A 15444-nucleotide genomic window follows, 5' to 3' on the forward strand; every position below is an offset into this window, starting at 1 on the left:
CCTCCGCCACACATCATGAGGAGTACGCCCGCACATGGCACGTCTAGTCGGCGTGGATCTCCCCCGCGAGAAGCGGATGGAAATCGCGCTCACCTACATCTTCGGGCTCGGTCGCACCCGCGCCCAGGAGACACTCGCCGCTACCGGCATCTCGCCGGACAAGCGCGCTCGGGACCTCACGGACGAGGAGCTCGTGCAGCTCCGCGACCACATTGAGGGCAACTACAAGGTTGAAGGCGACCTGCGCCGCGAGGTCGCCGCTGACATCCGCCGCAAGGTTGAGATCGGCTGCTACGCCGGCATCCGGCACCGCCGGGGCCTGCCCGTGCGTGGCCAGCGGACCAAGACCAACGCACGGACCCGCAAGGGCCCGAAGCGGACCGTCGCCGGCAAGAAGAAGCCCGGCAAGAAGTAGTTCTTGACCGGATGACGGGGTCGGCCGCCGCCGAGGTGGGTCAGGCCGCAACCCAATCCGGAAAGTCAACTAGGAGCGCACAGACTTATGCCACCGAAGGCTCGTGCCGGAGCCGCTGTCAAGAAGGTCCGGCGCAAGGAACGCAAGAACGTCGCCCACGGGCAGGCGCACATCAAGAGCACGTTCAACAACACCATCGTGTCCATCACGGACCCGACCGGTGCGGTCATCTCCTGGGCCTCCGCTGGCCAGGTGGGCTTCAAGGGCTCCCGCAAGTCGACTCCGTTCGCCGCGCAGCTGGCCGCCGAGGCTGCCGCGCGTCGCGCCATGGAGCACGGCATGCGCAAGGTCGACGTGTTCGTCAAGGGCCCCGGCTCCGGCCGGGAAACCGCCATCCGTTCGCTGCAGGCCGTGGGCCTCGAGGTCGGGCAGATCGCCGACGTCACCCCGCAGCCGCACAACGGGTGCCGTCCGCCGAAGCGTCGCCGGGTCTGAGAGGTAGAGAGAGATGGCTCGTTACACCGGTGCAGACTGCCGCCGTTGCCGGCGGGAGAAGATGAAGCTGTTCCTCAAGGGCAGCAAGTGCGATGGTCCGAAGTGCCCGTTCGAGTCCCGGCCGTTCCCGCCCGGGCAGCACGGCCGCGGCCGCACGAAGGAGACGGAGTACCTGCTCCAGCTCCGCGAGAAGCAGAAGGCCCGTCGTGTCTACGGCGTGCTGGAGAAGCAGTTCCGCGGTTACTACGAGGAAGCCGTTGGCAAGCAGGCGAAGACCGGTGAGGTCCTCCTGCAGATCCTCGAGTCGCGGCTGGACAACGTCGTTTACCGGGCCGGCTACGCCCACTCGCGGGACATGGCCCGCCAGTTGGTCAAGCACGGTCACTTCACGGTGAACGGCAAGAAGGTCGACATCCCGTCGTACCGCGTCAAGGAGCACGACATCATCGAGGTTCGGGGCAAGAGCAAGGAGCTCACCCCGTTCATCGTCGCGCAGGCTCAGGCCGGCTCGAAGACGGTTCCGGCGTGGCTTGAGGCCATCCCGAGCCAGATGAAGGTGCTCGTGCACTCCCTCCCGGCCCGGCAGGTCATCGACACGCAGGTCCAGGAACAGCTGATCGTCGAGCTCTACTCCAAGTAGTCCGAGCTCGTTCGGTGGCCCGTCCTTCGGGGCGGGCCACCGGAACAGTTTGTGTCGTGGGCGTCAAATAGCGGGCGCCCCGGAAGAGAAGAGAAAAGATGCTCATCAGCCAGCGACCCTCCCTCTCCGAGGAGTCGATCAACGAGACCCGGTCGCGGTTCGCCATCGAGCCGCTCGAGCCGGGCTTCGGCTACACCCTGGGTAACTCGCTGCGGCGTACGCTGCTGTCGTCGATCCCGGGCGCGGCCGTCACCTCGATCAAGATCGACGGTGTCCTGCACGAGTTCACCACGATCCCCGGTGTCAAGGAGGACGTGGTCGAGCTCGTCATGAACATCAAGGAGCTGTGCGTCAGCTCCGAGCACGACGAGCCGGTCAGCATGTACCTGCGCAAGCAGGGCCCGGGCGACGTGACCGCGGGCGACATCCAGCCGCCGGCCGGCGTCTCGGTGCACAACCCGGATCTCAAGCTCGCCACCCTCAACGGCAAGGGCCGGCTCGACATGGAGCTGACCGTCGAGCGGGGCCGGGGCTACGTGACGGCGGCGCAGAACAAGCAGTCCGGCGCGGAGATCGGCCGGATCCCGGTCGACTCGATCTACTCGCCGGTGCTGAAGGTGACCTACCGCGTCGAGGCGACCCGTGTCGAGCAGCGCACCGACTTCGACCGGCTGATCATCGACGTCGAGACCAAGCCGTCGATGGGTCCGCGTACCGCGCTGGCCTCCGCCGGTTCGACGCTTGTGGAGCTGTTCGGGCTTGCCCGGGAGCTGGACGAGACCGCCGAGGGCATCGACATCGGGCCGTCCCCGCAGGACGCCCAGCTGGCGGCGGACCTGGCCCTGCCGATCGAGGAGCTGGACCTCACCGTCCGCTCCTACAACTGCCTCAAGCGCGAGGGCATCAACTCCGTTGGTGAGCTCATCGGGCGTACCGAGGCCGACCTCCTCGACATTCGCAACTTCGGTCAGAAGTCGATCGACGAGGTCAAGATGAAGCTCGCCGGGATGGGTCTCGGGCTGAAGGACTCGGCTCCGAACTTCGACCCGGCGCACGTCGTGGACACCTTCGGCGAGGCCGACTACGACACCGACGACTACCGCGAGACCGAGCAGCTCTAGTCCGCGCTGCCGCCACAACTGAGGAGCACCAAAAATGCCCACGCCCACCAAGGGCCCCCGCCTCGGCGGCAGCCCCTCGCACGAGCGGCTGATGCTCGCCAACCTGGCGACCGCGCTGTTCCAGCACGGCAAGATCCAGACCACCGAGACGAAGGCCCGGCGGCTGCGCCCGCTGGCCGAGCAGCTCATCACCAAGGCCAAGCGCGGTGACCTCGCCTCGCGGCGGCGGGTGCTGGGTGTCGTCAAGGACAAGGACGTCGTCTACGCCCTGTTCGACCAGATCGCGCCCCGGTACTCCAACCGCCCCGGCGGTTACACCCGGATCGTGAAGACCGGTCCGCGCAAGGGTGACAACGCGCCGATGGCCATCATCGAGCTGGTGGAAGAGCTTCAAGTCGCCGAGCCCAAGGTGAACAAGAAGACCGCCGCCCGCAAGGCCGCGCAGCAGGACAAGGTCGAGGCGCTCGCCCCGGCCGACGAGGCCCCGCAGTCGGCCTCGGCCGACCAGGACTCCGAGGCACCGGTGTCGGCGTCCGGTGACACCGCTGCGGCGCGCGAGGACAGCGACCTCGCCACCGAGGAGAACAAGGCCTGATTTCGGGCGTCGTTCGGGCCCGGCACCCCTCAGGGGTGCCGGGCCCGATCCGTAACTGGAGGTACGAGGTGGACGAGCGGATCCGGCTGCGGCTGGACGTCTCGTACGACGGCACGGGCTTCTCCGGTTGGGCCGCCCAGCCGACCCGGCGCACCGTCGCGGGTGTGCTCGTCGAGACCCTGGACCTGGTCCTCGGTGCCGGCACGGTCACCGGGCTGACGGTCGCCGGGCGAACCGACGCGGGAGTCCACGCCACCGGGCAGGTCTGCCACCTGGACCTGCCTGTCGACGTGTGGCGGCAGCACGAGGGGCGGCTGTTGCGACGCCTGGCCCGGCTGCTCCCCACCGACGTGCGCGTCCGCGCGATGACCGAGGTGCCGGCCGACTTCGACGCCCGGTTCTCGGCGACCTTCCGGCGCTACGAGTACCGGGTGACCGATGCGCCCTTCGGCGCGGAGCCGCTACGCCGGCACGAGGTGCTGGCCTGGCCGAAGCCGCTCGACCTGGCCGCGTTGAACGCCGCCGCGGCCGGCCTGGTCGGCGAGCACGACTTCGCCGCGTACTGCCGGCGCAAGGAGAACGCGACCACGTTGCGCGAGGTGACCAGGCTGGACTGGCGCCGTGATCCGGACGGCATCCTGGTCGCCACCGTGCAGGCCGACGCGTTCTGCCAGGCGATGGTGCGCAGTCTGGTGGGGGCGATGCTGGTGGCCGGGGACGGTCGCCGTCCGGTCGAGTGGCCGGGCAGCCTGCTCACCCGACAGGACCGCTCCAGCGAGGTGACGGTGGCTCCCGCGCGCGGGCTGACCCTGGTCGCCGTCGGCTACCCCGCCGATCCGTCCGAGTACGCCCGCCGGGCCGACCTCACCCGTCGGCTGCGGGTCCCGATCGAGGGCTGAGGGCCGACGGCGCGGCGGGGGCTCACTCCCCGGGCAGGCCGCCGTCGCCGCTGCCGCCCGTGGGTTCCGGCGTCGGTTGGGCGGTGGTGGGTTCCGGTGTCGGCTGGGCGGCGGTGCCGCCGTCGGCCCGCTGTTGCAGGACGCCCCGGCTGAGGTGCAGGTCGATCATGTCGAACAGGATCTCGCGGACCGCGGTGTCGCCAGCCTTGATCGCCGCCCCGTCGGCGCGGACGACAAGCGCGTACGCCAGGTAGTGACCGCGCACCTGCCAGCCGACCCGTGCGGGGGCGCTGGCCAGCACGTCGGTTCCTTCTCCGTCGCCGGCGGTGAGGCCACGGAAGCGGCCCTGCCGTTCGTCGAGGAGTGGGCGGATCCGGTCCCGGGCCCGTTCCGCGCTGGCCCGGTCGGTGAGGTTGAACAACCCGGCGGTGACCAGGTGGGCGCCGTCGGGCGTACGCAGGGTGGCCCGGACGACCTGGTTGCAGCCGAGGAGGGCCAGCAGGTCGGCTACCTCGCCGGTGGCGGCGACGGCGCAGCTTCCGCTGGACTGTGTCTTGAGCACCTGGTAGCTCGGCTGGCCGGAGGTGAGTTTCAGCTCCTTGCCGGGGAAGAGTTCCTTGGCGGTGAGCGGGGCCTGGTCGGATTCCCGGGAGTCGAGGGCGAGCCGTTCCGGCGTGGCGGACGTCGGCGTGGCGTTCGGCTGGTATGTCGGTTCGGCCGCCGGTTGCCCGTCGCGCTCGTCGAGCAGCGCGGCGGCGCCGAGGCCGCAGAGTGCGAGCAGCACCAGGACGGCCGCGCCGCCGATCAGCACCTGCCACAGCCGGCCGCTGCCACGGCGGGCACCGGGCTCCGAGGCGGTGGCAGAGGTGTAGACCTGGCTGCGGGGCGGGGCCTGCGGAATGTCGGCACGGGTCGGCGGTGGTTGCGTCGACGGCAGTGCGAGCTGGTTCGCCCGGGGCAACGACGGCGTGGGGAAGCGTGACGGAGAGGGCCCGGCCGGCGGGGGCGGACCGGCGCCGAACACCGACAGGTCGGACCCGGGCTCCGGGTACTCCTCGAAAGCGTCCTCATCGGACTCGTACCGATACACCATGTCGCCCAGAGTAGGAGCGAATGTCCCTTTAGGGGGTAATATCGGGGAAATGTGCGCGTGGGTCGCGTCATGGTCGGCCCGGGCCGGTGCGAGAATTGCCGGCGTGACCGGCGACCACTACTTCACCGCTCAGCCCGCCAGCGACGCTCCGCCGCGCGAGGTCGAGTTCTCCGTCGCCGACCGCGACTACCGGCTCGTCTCGGCCGGCGGCGTCTTCTCCGCCAGCCGTCTCGACCCGGGCACCGGCGTACTCCTGCGCAAGGCCGAGTTGCCCGCCGCCGACACCGCCGGTGACCTGCTCGACCTCGGCTGCGGGTTCGGCCCGATCGCGTGCGTGCTGGCCGACCTGGCGCCGGCGAGCACGGTCTGGGCGGTCGACGTCAACGCCCGCGCCCGCGAGCTGACCGCGGCCAACGCGGCCCGGGTCGACGCCGCCGACCGGGTCCGGGTTCACGCCCCGGACGAGGTGCCGGCGGACACCCGGTTCGCCCAGATCTGGTCCAACCCGCCCATCCGGATCGGCAAGGACGAGCTGCACGAGCTGCTGCTGCGCTGGCTGCCCCGACTCGCACCGGACGGCGTCGGCTGGCTGGTCGTCGCCCGCCACCTCGGTGGCGACTCGCTGCAACGCTGGCTCACCGAGCAGAGCTGGCAGGTCGAGCGGTACGCCAGCCAGAAGGGCTTCCGGGTGCTGCGGGTCACCCGGTAATTGGATGTCCCTCCGGCCCTCGCTGGGGCAGGATCCCGGCGTGGGATACGTGGATGTGGCAGCGGTCGGGCACATCCTGCCCGACGGTCGGGAACTCTTCGCCGACGTGTCGTTCCGGGTGGGTGAGGGCAGCAAGGTCGCCCTGGTCGGCCCGAACGGCGCGGGAAAGACGACACTGTTGCGGATGGTCGCCGGTGACCTGCCGGTGCGCACCGGCGCGGTCGCCCGGGCCGGTGGCCTCGGCGTGATGCGGCAGTTCATCGGCATGATCGGCGACGAGTCGACGCTCGCCGACCTGGCGCTCTCCCTGGCCCCGCCGCCACTGCGGGCCGCCGGCCGCCGGCTCGGCGAGACCGAGGCTGCCATGCGGGCGGCCGAGGCGCACGGCAAGTTCAGCAACGCCGCGGGCAAGGCCCAGCTGGCGTACGCCGACGCGCTCGGCGCCTGGGGCGAAACCGGTGGGTACGACGCGGAGGTGCTCTTCGACACCGTCGCGACAATCGTGCTCGGTCAGCCCTGGGACGCCGTCCGGGACCGACCGGTGCGTACCCTCTCCGGCGGCCAGCAGAAGCGCTTCGCGTTGGAGTTGCTGCTGCGCGGCCCCGACGAGGTGCTGCTGCTCGACGAGCCGGACAACTTCCTCGACGTGCCCGGCAAACGCTGGCTGGAGGCGCGACTGCGCGAGTCGACCAAGTCGGTGCTCTACGTCTCGCACGACCGGGAGTTGCTGGCCCAGAGCGCCGACCGGGTGGTGGCCGTCGAAGGTGGCAGCGCCTGGGTGCACCCGGGCGGCTTCGCGAGCTGGCACTCCGCGCGGGTGGCCCGGCACGCCCGCCTCGACGAGCTGCGTCGACGCTGGGACGAGGAACACCAGAAACTGCGCGAGCTGATGCTGATGTACAAGCAGAAGGCGGCGTACAACGACGGGTTGGCCTCGCGCTACCAGGCCGCGCAGACCCGGCTGCGTAAGTTCGAGGAGGCCGGGCCGCCGCCCGTACCCCCGAAGGACCAGGACATCCGGATGCGGCTCAGCGGCGGGCGGACCGGCAAGCGCTCGGTCATCTGCGAGCAGCTCGAGCTCGACGGCCTGACCTACCCCTTCGACCTGGAGATCTGGTACGGCGATCGGGTGGCGGTGCTCGGTGCCAACGGCACCGGCAAGTCGCACTTCCTGCGGCTGCTGGCCCGGGGTGGCACCGACCCGGACCCGGCCAACGGGCCGGTCGACGGGGCGGGCGCGCTCGCGCCGGTGGCGCACGACGGCACGGTGCGGCTGGGCGCCCGGGTCCGCCCCGGGCACTTCTCCCAGACCCACGACCGGCCGGAGCTGATGTCGAAGACGCTCGTCGAGATCCTCTGGCGGGGCGACGAGCATCGCACCGGGATGGACCGGCAGGCGGCGATGGGGGTGCTCAGCCGCTACGAGCTGGCCGCGCAGGGCGACCAGCGCTTCGGCACGCTCTCCGGTGGTCAGCAGGCCCGGTTCCTGGTGCTGCTGCTGGAACTGTCCGGGGCGACGCTGCTGCTGCTCGACGAGCCCACCGACAACCTCGACCTGGCCAGCGCGGAGGCACTCGAAGCGGGCCTGAACGCGTTCGAGGGGACGGTCATCGCCGTCACCCACGACCGCTGGTTCACCCGATCCTTCGACCGGTTCGTGCTGTTCCGCGGCGACAGCGAGGTGGTGGAGACCCCGGAACCGGTCTGGGACGTGGGCTGAGCGGTCCCCGGGCCGGCGGCGTCCGGCCGGCATAGGGTGGATCGCGTGACTGAGATGACCTATCGCCGGCTGGGCGACTCCGGGCTCGTGGTGTCCGTGGTCGGCATCGGCTGCAACAACTTCGGCCGGAAGCTCGACCTCGACGGCACGCGCGCCGTGGTGGACGCCGCCCTGGATGCCGGGATCACCCTGTTCGACACCGCCGACATCTACGGCGAGCCGCAGGGCGGCTCCGAGGAACTGCTCGGGCAGGCCCTCAAGGGACGCCGCGACGACGTGGTGGTGGCCACCAAGTTCGGCATGGATATGAACGGCCTCAACGGGCCGGACTTCGGGGCCCGCGGTTCGCGGCGCTACATCGCCCGCGCGGTGGAGGCGTCGCTGCGCCGGCTCGGCACCGACCACATCGACCTCTACCAGATGCACGAGCCCGACCCGGGCACCCCGATCGACGAGACCCTCGCCGCCCTGGACGATCTGGTCCGCGACGGCAAGGTGCGCTACCTGGGCAACTCCAACTTCGCCGGCTGGCAGATCGCCGACGCGGACTGGGTCGCCTCGTCCAACGGCCGGGCCCGCTTCATCAGCGCGCAGAACCACTACAGCCTGCTGGAGCGCTCGGTGGAGACCGAGATCATTCCGGCCTGCGAGCGGTTCGGCCTCGGCATGCTGCCGTTCTTCCCACTCGCCAACGGGCTGCTCACCGGCAAGTACAAGCGCTCGGGTCAGCCGCCGGCCGGCAGTCGGCTGTCCGGCGGTGGCCGGTACGCGGAGCGGCTCGCCGCGGCCGACTGGGACACCATCGAGGCGATCGAGGCGTACGCGGCCGAGCGAGGTCTGAGCATGCTCCAGGTGGCGATCGGTGGGCTGGCCGCCCAGCCGGCGGTGACCTCGGTGATCGCCGGTGCCACCACGCCCGAGCAGGTACGCGCCAACGCCGCCGCCGGCACCTGGGAGCCGAGCGACGAGGACCTGGCGGCGCTGCGCGCCATCCTCTGACCGAGGTGCGGCGCACGCGCTGGCCTGATCCGGGAGGGACGCGTGCGCCGCTCGTGATCCACTCGCGTTCTTTGAAGTCGGGGTGACCTGCGGCCTTGGAAGGCCCGACTTCAAAGAAACCGAGTCGATCACGGGCCGCTTGGGCGCCGACGGGCCGCTCAGGCCGAGTCGATCACGGGCCGCTTGGACCGCGACGGGCCGGGCCGCTTGTCGCGGCCCGGCCCGGTTGTGGCGCTGGTGTGTTCGTCGGTCAGTCGTTCGGCGTGTTGGCGCGGCGGCGGCCGAACAGCATGGCCGCCCCCATCGCCGCGGCGACCAGCACGAGGCCGGCCGCCGCGAACGGCCACCAGCCGGCACCCGCCCCGCCACCGCCGTCGGCCGGCTTGTTGACCGCCACCGGCTTGGGTGCCGGCGGAGACTGCGCGGCACGGGCCTGCACCGTGGCGGTGGCCTTGCCCGGCAGGGGAGCGGGGGAGTCCACCTGCACCTTCCAGGTGCCGGCGCTGAGCACCGGCCCGCTGCTGTAGAAGCCCTGCCCCTCGGGCTGCGGCTCCAACTGCACCGGCCCGACCTTCTGCCCGTCCGGGCCGATGGCGGTGAGCACCAGGCGCACCACCCGGTCCAGCCGCCGACCATCGGTGTAGGTGGCCTGGATGGTGACTCCCTCCGCCCCGTCGCCGGCCACCGTCAGCTTGAGTTTGTCGGCCCGGGCGGCCGCCGGGGCGGCGGAGAGCAGGGTCAGGGCCAGGCCGGCGAACACGGCGGCCAACACCTTGCGGATAACCGTCACGGACATCTCCTCGACTACGAATGAGGGAGGCCCCTCCCCGACGCCGAAGCGTCGGGGAGGGGCCTCGTCGGATCAGAGCTGGCGACCAGGTGCCAGCCGGGTGGCATCGCCACCGAGCCGCCCGGTGCCCTTGACCGGTTCGCCGTCGTTCGCCTTGACGCCGGCCTTGCTGGCCGCGCCGCCGAGACGAACGATCATCGCGTCGGTGTCCCGGACGAGGACGTCCCGGACCTCCGCCTCGGCCACCAGGGTGGCGTCGGCGGCGAGCGTGCGGAACGCGGTCAACTGCTTGATCGCCTTGTTGTCGTTGCCGGCCGCCTCGGCCTGACGGGCCGCGTCGAGCTTCGCCGTCAACTGCTTGTGCGCCTTGGCCGACAGTCGACCCGTCGCCTTGAACCGGTCCAGCAGGTTCTGCATGTCCCGGAACGAGGTGGTGACGAAGAACCGGACCGTCGAGGTGGTCTGGTTGCCCGCCTTGTCGGTCGCGGTCACGGTCAGCTCGTGCAGGCCGAGCGGCAGCTCGTACATGGCCTGCAGGGTGCCGCTGGTGTACGCCTGGCCGTCCAACGTGCCGACCACGGTCGCGATGCCCGAGGTCGGGTCGACGGCCTGCCAGGACACCCGAACGTCCTGGCTGTCTCCGTAGAGCTGGCCGTCGGCGATCCCGGACACCAGCAGCGTCGGCTTGGTGCCGTCGATGCGCAGCACCGCCGACTTGAGCGTCTCGACGTTGCCCGCCTTGTCGGTCGAGCGGAACAACAGCTCGTGCTGCCCGTCACCGGTCACCTCGACCGGCGTCGTGTACGGCGTCCAGGTGCCACCGTCCAGCGACCACTCCACCGTCTTCACGCCGGAACCGGCGTCGGTCGAGGTCAGCACGACCGGGATCGTCCCGTTGTGCCAGCCGGCGTCGTTCGCCGGAGCGAACGTCGCAGTGGTCACCGGCGCGGTGGCGTCGATCTTGGCGGAGACGGTCTTCGTCTCCTCCACGTTGCCGGCCTTGTCGGTCGAGCGGAACCGCAGGGTGTGCTCGCCGTCACCGCTGATGGCCACGGGTGCGGTGTACGCCGTCCAGGCGGTCGCCCCGTCCAGCTGGTACTCCGTACCGGCGAGACCGCTACCGCCAGCCTCGTCGGCGCCGGTGAGCGTGACCGTCACCGGCCCGGTGTACCACCCGTCGGTCGGGGTGCCGGAAACCGCCGCGGTGGTGACCGGCGCGGTCTCGTCGGCCACCTCCGTGCTGAGCCGGAAGTAGTCGAACGAGGCGGTCTTCGACGCCGTCTGGTTGGCGCCGAGGGTGAACAGCCCGACCTTCGGGGTGGCCCCGACCGCGCTGTTGGTAAGTGCCTCCAACGCGGTCCAGGTCGTCCCGTCGGCCGAGTACGACGCGGTGAACGTGTCGCCCGTGCGGGCCAGCCGCAGGTGCCACACCGCCGAGGTCAGGCTGGTGGCCTCGGGCTGCGGGTTCTGCACCACCCCGGCGACCTCGCTGCGGAACTCGATCCGCCGCGTCACCGCCTGGCCGGCCTGGTTGTCCGCGATGAAGTCGAACTTGATGTAGTTGTCGTCGTCCGCCTGCACGAGCAGACCGGCCTGCTGGTACTGCTCGTTCAGCAGGCTGCCGTCGACCTTCGTCTCCAGGGTCCAGTCGCCGGACGGCGCGGTCTGGAGGATGAAGTTCTTCGGCCCGGTGTTGTCGGTGCCGTAGATGTCACCGTTGGGCACGTCGATCCGCAGCGCGCCATCGGCGACCCGGTAACCGGCCGGGTCCTCCCGCGTGATGGCGTCCCACCGGCACTTGTCCAGCGAGCTGCCGGTGAACTCGTCCGACGGGTCGACCGGGCCGGCCGGAGCGTCCGGCGTGACCTGGAACGAGTCGAACGCGGCGTCGACAACCGGCGCCTCGGTGCCTCCGTTGAGGGCGAAGACCCCGATCCGCGGGTTGGTGATGCCGGCGAGCGCGGCCGAACGGCCGACCGGGGTGAAGGTCTGCCCGTCGCCCGAGGCGGACGCGGTCAGGTTCGTCCCGTCGCTGGTGATCCGCAGGTACACGGTGTCACCCGCCGGTGCGTTTGTGGCGTCGGCGGCCTCGTTGCGCGGCGTGGCGGCCGCCTCCCGGATGAACTCCACCCGCCGGCTGCCGTTGTAGAGCAGGTCGACCTTGGCGTAGTTGTCGTCGTCGCCGTACACCAGCAGGCCGGCCTGCTGGTAGTTGGCCGTCACCGGGAGGGTGACCTTCGTGGTCATCTCCCAGGCGCCGGTCGGCGCCGCCTGGAGCACCAGGTTCGTGGCGTCGTTGCGAGCCCCGTAGAGGTCACCCACGCCGGTGGGCAGCCGCAGCGCGCCGCCACTCTGCGAGTAGAGCTGGTTCTCCCGGATCACGCTGGTCCAGCGGGCCTTGTCGAGGCTGTTGCCGTTGAAGTCGTCCGAGCGCGCCCCGAAGCAGGACGTGTCCGGAGCGTCCACCCGCACCGGCACCGTGGCGTACGCCTTGGCGCCCAAGCTGTCGGTCACCGTGAGGGTGGCCGTGAAGGTGCCCGGGTTGGTGTAGGTGTGGCTGGCGTCCAGGGTGGTCGCCGAGCCGCCGTCACCGAAGTCCCAGGCGTACGTCAGCGGGGTGTTGCCCTCGGCGTCGGTGGCCGTGCCGTCGAAGGCGACGGTGACCGGCGCGGTGCCGGTGGCCGGGGTGGCCGTGGCACTGACCGCGGGCGGCGCGTTCTCGGTGACACCGCGGCCGACGAAGTCCATCCAGTTGACGTTGAACAGCGAACCCGTTCCGCCGTTCGGATCGCGGGCCACGAAGAACAGCGAGCCGCTCGCGGCACCGGTGACCGGCGCGCTCACGTCCGTGTACGTCTGCCACGCACCGGTCGACGGCACGACTGCCGTGGCGACCACCGGTCCGTCGACAGCACCCGCGTGGACCTCGATCCGACCGCCTGCGGCGGCCGAGGCGGCCCGGAACCGGATCTCGGTGATGTTTGTCAGGTCCGCCGGAGCGACCGACCACCAGTCACCGTCCTCGATGAACGCGATGCTCTGGCCGCCACCCGCGGTGTCGGCCCCGGCCTCACGCTGCACGCCGGCGTCTCCGCCGCCGGTGCTCACCGGCGTCCGCCCGGTGGCGGTGAAGTACTCGGCCTGCTTCTGCTTGGGCTGCAGGATCTCGATCTGCCGACCGGTGAGCGCACCGGCGCCGCCGGCACCACCCTCGTCGGTGTAGGTGGCCTCGAAGACCGCGAAGACGTTCGCCTCGGCGCCGTGCCCGGAGGCGAGCGACGTCTGGACGGTGCCGGTGCAGCCCGTGTGCTGCTCCAGCGGGTGGGCGTGCTCGTCGTGACCGAGCAGCACCTGGAGGTTCACCTTGGCGCAGTCGATCTCCCCGTCTTCGGGGTCGGTCACCTTGATCGTGTACTTGACCTGGTCGCCCCAGTTGAAGAAGCCACCGTCCGGCGGGAACTCGATGCTCACCGTCGGTGCGGTGTTGCCCACGGTGACCGGCACGTTGGCCACCGCGGTACGGCCCTTCGGGTTGGTCACGGTGAGCTGGGCGGTGTAGTTGCCCGCCGTCGCGTAGGTGTGTGTCGGGTTCGCCTCGGTCGAGGTCTGCCCGTCACCGAAGGCCCAGGCGTAGGTGAGCGCGCCACCGTCCGGGTCCCGGGAGCCGGCGCTGGAGAAGGTGACAGCCAGTGGCGCCGGACCCGAGGTGGGGCTGGCGGACGCCGCCGCGATCGGCGCGCGGTCACCGGCGGTGTAGTCGATCCGGTAGATGCCGGAGTTGTCGTTGTTGCCGCCGAAGCCGCTGCCCCACTCGATCAGGTACAGCGCGCCGTCCGGGCCGAACTCGAAGTCCATCGGCCGGATCATGCTCATCCCGGTGAGCAACTGGTTGATGTCCACAAGCGACTTGCCGTCGGCGGTCACCTGCATCGTGTACATCTTGTTCTGGTTCCACTCGCCGAGCAGCGCCTTGCCGTCGTAGTACGCCGGCCACTTGCGGGTGGAGTTGAGGTTGGCGTCGTACCGGTAGGCCGGGCCGCCCATCGGCGCGCCACCGCCACCGATCTCCGGGTACCGCGCGTCACCGGCGTAGCCGTAGTCGACGGTGGCCGGGACGACAGGTGGGAGGTTTGTCAGGCCGGTGTTGTTCGGCGAGTTGTTCACCGGCGCGGCGCAGTCGAACTTCGCGCCGCTCGGGCCGGACGGGAACGTGTAGTCGTTGTAGGCCTCGTTCGTCCCCGTGCAGTACGGCCAGCCGTAGTTGCCGGGGGTCACGATGTTCCACTCGACCAGACCGCGGGGGCCCCGGTCCGGGTTGTTCGCGTTGGCGTCCGGCCCGTAGTCCCCGACGTACAGCGTGTCGGTCTTCGGGTCGGTGCCGATCCGGAACGGGTTGCGGAAGCCCATCGCGTAGATCTCGGGACGGGTCTTCTCGGTGCCCGCAGCGAAGAGGTTGCCCGTCGGAACGGTGTACGTCCCGTCGTCCTCCGGGTGGATCCGGATCACCTTGCCGCGCAGGTCGTTGGTGTTCGCCGACGTGCGCTGCGAGTCGTAGTCCTGGCGGCCCGGTCGCTCGTCGAGCGGCGAGTACGCGTTCGACTCGAACGGGTTGGTGTTGTCACCGGTGGCCAGGTAGAGGTTGCCGGCGCTGTCGAACGTCATGCTGCCACCGGCGTGGCAGCAGGTGTTGCGCTGCGTGTCGACCCGCAGGACCTGCTTCTCGCTGGCCAGGTCGATGGTGTCGCCGGTCACCGTGAACCGGGACAGCAGGTTGCGCGTGACGTTGTCGTTCGGGGCGTAGTAGAGATACACCCACTTGTTCGTGGCGAAGTCCGGGTCGAGCCGGATGCCGATCAGGCCGTCCTCGTTGCCGGTGAAGACGTCCAGGTCGACGGCGGTGACGGTGTTGCCGGTGTCCGGCTTGATGATCTGCACCCGACCGTCGCGCTCGATGTAGAAGACCCGCCCGTCTCCGGCGATGTCCAGCTCCATCGGGTTGCTGGTGTTGCTGTCCAGGGAGACCTTCTCGAAGTTCGAGGTCTTCGTGGCGCCGCAGTCGGCGTCCTCGACACCGGCCGCGGTCCGGATGCCGCCGAGCAGGTGGGACAGGAACTCGGGCTCGGCGTACGACTCCCGGGTGTGCCCACCGCCGGTGTACCAGGAGCGACCGCCGTCGAAGTCCTGACACCAGGAGGTCGGGTGGTCGGCGCCCATCGCGCCCGCGCCCGGGGTGTAGCTCTTCTCGTCCAGGCTGGCCAGCACGTGCACGTCCGGCCGCGGGTTGGTCTGGAAGTTGTACCACTCGTCGAACCGGGACCAGCGGTCCGGCAGTTCGGCGGTGGACGGGTGGGCGTGGTCCTCCACCTTGACCGTGGCCTGCTGGTTCTGCGGGTGGTTGGCGAAGTACGCGCCGACCAGGTCGCCGTACCAGGCCCAGCTGTACTCGGTGTCCGACGCGGCGTGGATGCCGACGTAACCGCCGCCGGCCTTCACGTAGCGCTCGAACGCCGCCTGCTGCTCGGCGTTGAGGACGTCACCTGTGGTGGAGAGCCAGATCACGGCCTTGTACTTCGCGAGGTTGGTGTCGCTGAACGCGGCGCCGTCCTCGGAGGTGTCCACGGTGAAACCGTTTGTGGCGCCGAGCTGTTGGATGGCGGCGACACCGGTGGGGATGGAGTCGTGCCGGAAGCCGGCGGTCTTGGAGAAGACCAGGACCGAGAAGGGATCGTCGGCGGCCTGCTGGGGCGCCTTCGGCGCCACCTGGGTGACCGGGGTTCCGGCCGCTGCCTCCCGTGGGGGGACCTGTGCGGCGGCCGGCGCTGCCTGCGCGGGCGTGCTGAACAGGGTCGTCGAGGCGAGGGCCAGGGAGATGAGGGTTGCGGTGATTGGTACGCGGGCACGACGAGAACGGGACACGCCGCCTCCTGTGTCGTAGTGACGGAGATCGCGGGAGTCGGCACGCCGAAGG

General features: G+C 70.5%; 12 protein-coding genes. 9 read left to right on the plus strand and 3 right to left on the minus strand.

Annotated features, from left to right (window positions below; translation table 11 throughout):
* The first annotated feature begins 34 nt into the window (after positions 1-34).
* The 6 genes from rpsM (at position 35) to truA (ending at position 4165) form a co-directional block, all read left to right on the plus strand.
* On the plus strand, positions 35-415 hold the full coding sequence (gene rpsM, locus ACLQ29_RS03560) for a 30S ribosomal protein S13 (RefSeq protein ID WP_088950226.1): 381 nt from the start codon (positions 35-37) through the stop codon (positions 413-415).
* 87 nt (positions 416-502) lie between these two features.
* The gene (gene rpsK, locus ACLQ29_RS03565; protein ID WP_030329919.1) at positions 503-910 is read left to right on the plus strand and encodes a 30S ribosomal protein S11; all 408 of its coding nucleotides are present in this window, start codon (positions 503-505) and stop codon (positions 908-910) included.
* A 13-nt stretch (positions 911-923) separates the two neighbouring features.
* Positions 924-1550, plus strand: coding sequence for a 30S ribosomal protein S4 (rpsD, locus tag ACLQ29_RS03570; protein ID WP_030489600.1), 627 nt, complete (start codon positions 924-926; stop codon positions 1548-1550).
* Positions 1551-1648: 98 nt separating this feature from the next.
* Positions 1649-2671 (plus strand): DNA-directed RNA polymerase subunit alpha, encoded by a 1023-nt coding sequence (locus ACLQ29_RS03575; RefSeq protein WP_007465227.1) that lies wholly within the window; start codon positions 1649-1651, stop codon positions 2669-2671.
* 34 nt (positions 2672-2705) lie between these two features.
* On the plus strand, positions 2706-3266 hold the full coding sequence (gene rplQ / locus ACLQ29_RS03580) for a 50S ribosomal protein L17 (RefSeq protein ID WP_393370270.1): 561 nt from the start codon (positions 2706-2708) through the stop codon (positions 3264-3266).
* Between the two features lie 68 nt (positions 3267-3334).
* On the plus strand, positions 3335-4165 hold the full coding sequence (gene truA, locus ACLQ29_RS03585) for a tRNA pseudouridine(38-40) synthase TruA (RefSeq protein WP_393370273.1): 831 nt from the start codon (positions 3335-3337) through the stop codon (positions 4163-4165).
* 22 nt (positions 4166-4187) lie between these two features.
* On the opposite strand, the gene ACLQ29_RS03590 is transcribed toward truA, so the two are convergent.
* Positions 4188-5258, minus strand: coding sequence for a hypothetical protein (locus ACLQ29_RS03590; RefSeq protein WP_425770196.1), 1071 nt, complete (start codon positions 5256-5258; stop codon positions 4188-4190).
* 103 nt (positions 5259-5361) lie between these two features.
* On the opposite strand from ACLQ29_RS03590, the gene ACLQ29_RS03595 reads away from it, so the two are divergent.
* The 3 genes from ACLQ29_RS03595 to ACLQ29_RS03605 are packed head-to-tail and all read left to right on the plus strand — an operon-like array spanning position 5362 to position 8686.
* Positions 5362-5967 carry a class I SAM-dependent methyltransferase gene (locus tag ACLQ29_RS03595; RefSeq protein WP_425770197.1) on the plus strand — a complete coding sequence of 202 codons (606 nt, stop codon included), beginning with the start codon at positions 5362-5364 and terminating at the stop codon, positions 5965-5967.
* Positions 5968-6007: 40 nt separating this feature from the next.
* Entirely contained in the window at positions 6008-7687 is a 1680-nt protein-coding gene (locus ACLQ29_RS03600; protein ID WP_425770198.1) for an ABC-F family ATP-binding cassette domain-containing protein, read from the plus strand.
* 36 nt (positions 7688-7723) lie between these two features.
* Positions 7724-8686 carry an aldo/keto reductase gene (locus ACLQ29_RS03605; RefSeq protein ID WP_425770199.1) on the plus strand — a complete coding sequence of 321 codons (963 nt, stop codon included), beginning with the start codon at positions 7724-7726 and terminating at the stop codon, positions 8684-8686.
* Between the two features lie 250 nt (positions 8687-8936).
* Here the strand turns inward: ACLQ29_RS03605 and ACLQ29_RS03610 are convergent, their stop codons facing one another.
* On the minus strand, positions 8937-9476 hold the full coding sequence (locus ACLQ29_RS03610) for a hypothetical protein (protein WP_425770200.1): 540 nt from the start codon (positions 9474-9476) through the stop codon (positions 8937-8939).
* A 72-nt stretch (positions 9477-9548) separates the two neighbouring features.
* A complete protein-coding gene (locus ACLQ29_RS03615; protein ID WP_425770201.1) occupies positions 9549-15392 on the minus strand; it encodes a ThuA domain-containing protein in 5844 nt (1947 codons plus the stop codon).
* Between the last annotated feature and the right edge of the window lie 52 nt (positions 15393-15444).

It is taken from the genome of Micromonospora sp. DT228 (assembly GCF_049841595.1).
Lineage (GTDB): Bacteria > Actinomycetota > Actinomycetes > Mycobacteriales > Micromonosporaceae > Micromonospora.

Excerpts from the sequence above, each read along its gene's own strand:
- rpsM (WP_088950226.1), top strand. The coding sequence starts at position 35 with ATGGCACGTCTAGTCGGCGTGGATCTCCCCCGCGAGAAGCGGATGGAA.
- rpsK (WP_030329919.1), top strand. The coding sequence starts at position 503 with ATGCCACCGAAGGCTCGTGCCGGAGCCGCTGTCAAGAAGGTCCGGCGC.
- rpsD (WP_030489600.1), top strand. The coding sequence starts at position 924 with ATGGCTCGTTACACCGGTGCAGACTGCCGCCGTTGCCGGCGGGAGAAG.
- ACLQ29_RS03575 (WP_007465227.1), top strand. The coding sequence starts at position 1,649 with ATGCTCATCAGCCAGCGACCCTCCCTCTCCGAGGAGTCGATCAACGAG.
- rplQ (WP_393370270.1), top strand. The coding sequence starts at position 2,706 with ATGCCCACGCCCACCAAGGGCCCCCGCCTCGGCGGCAGCCCCTCGCAC.
- ACLQ29_RS03590 (WP_425770196.1), bottom strand. The coding sequence starts at position 5,258 with ATGGTGTATCGGTACGAGTCCGATGAGGACGCTTTCGAGGAGTACCCG.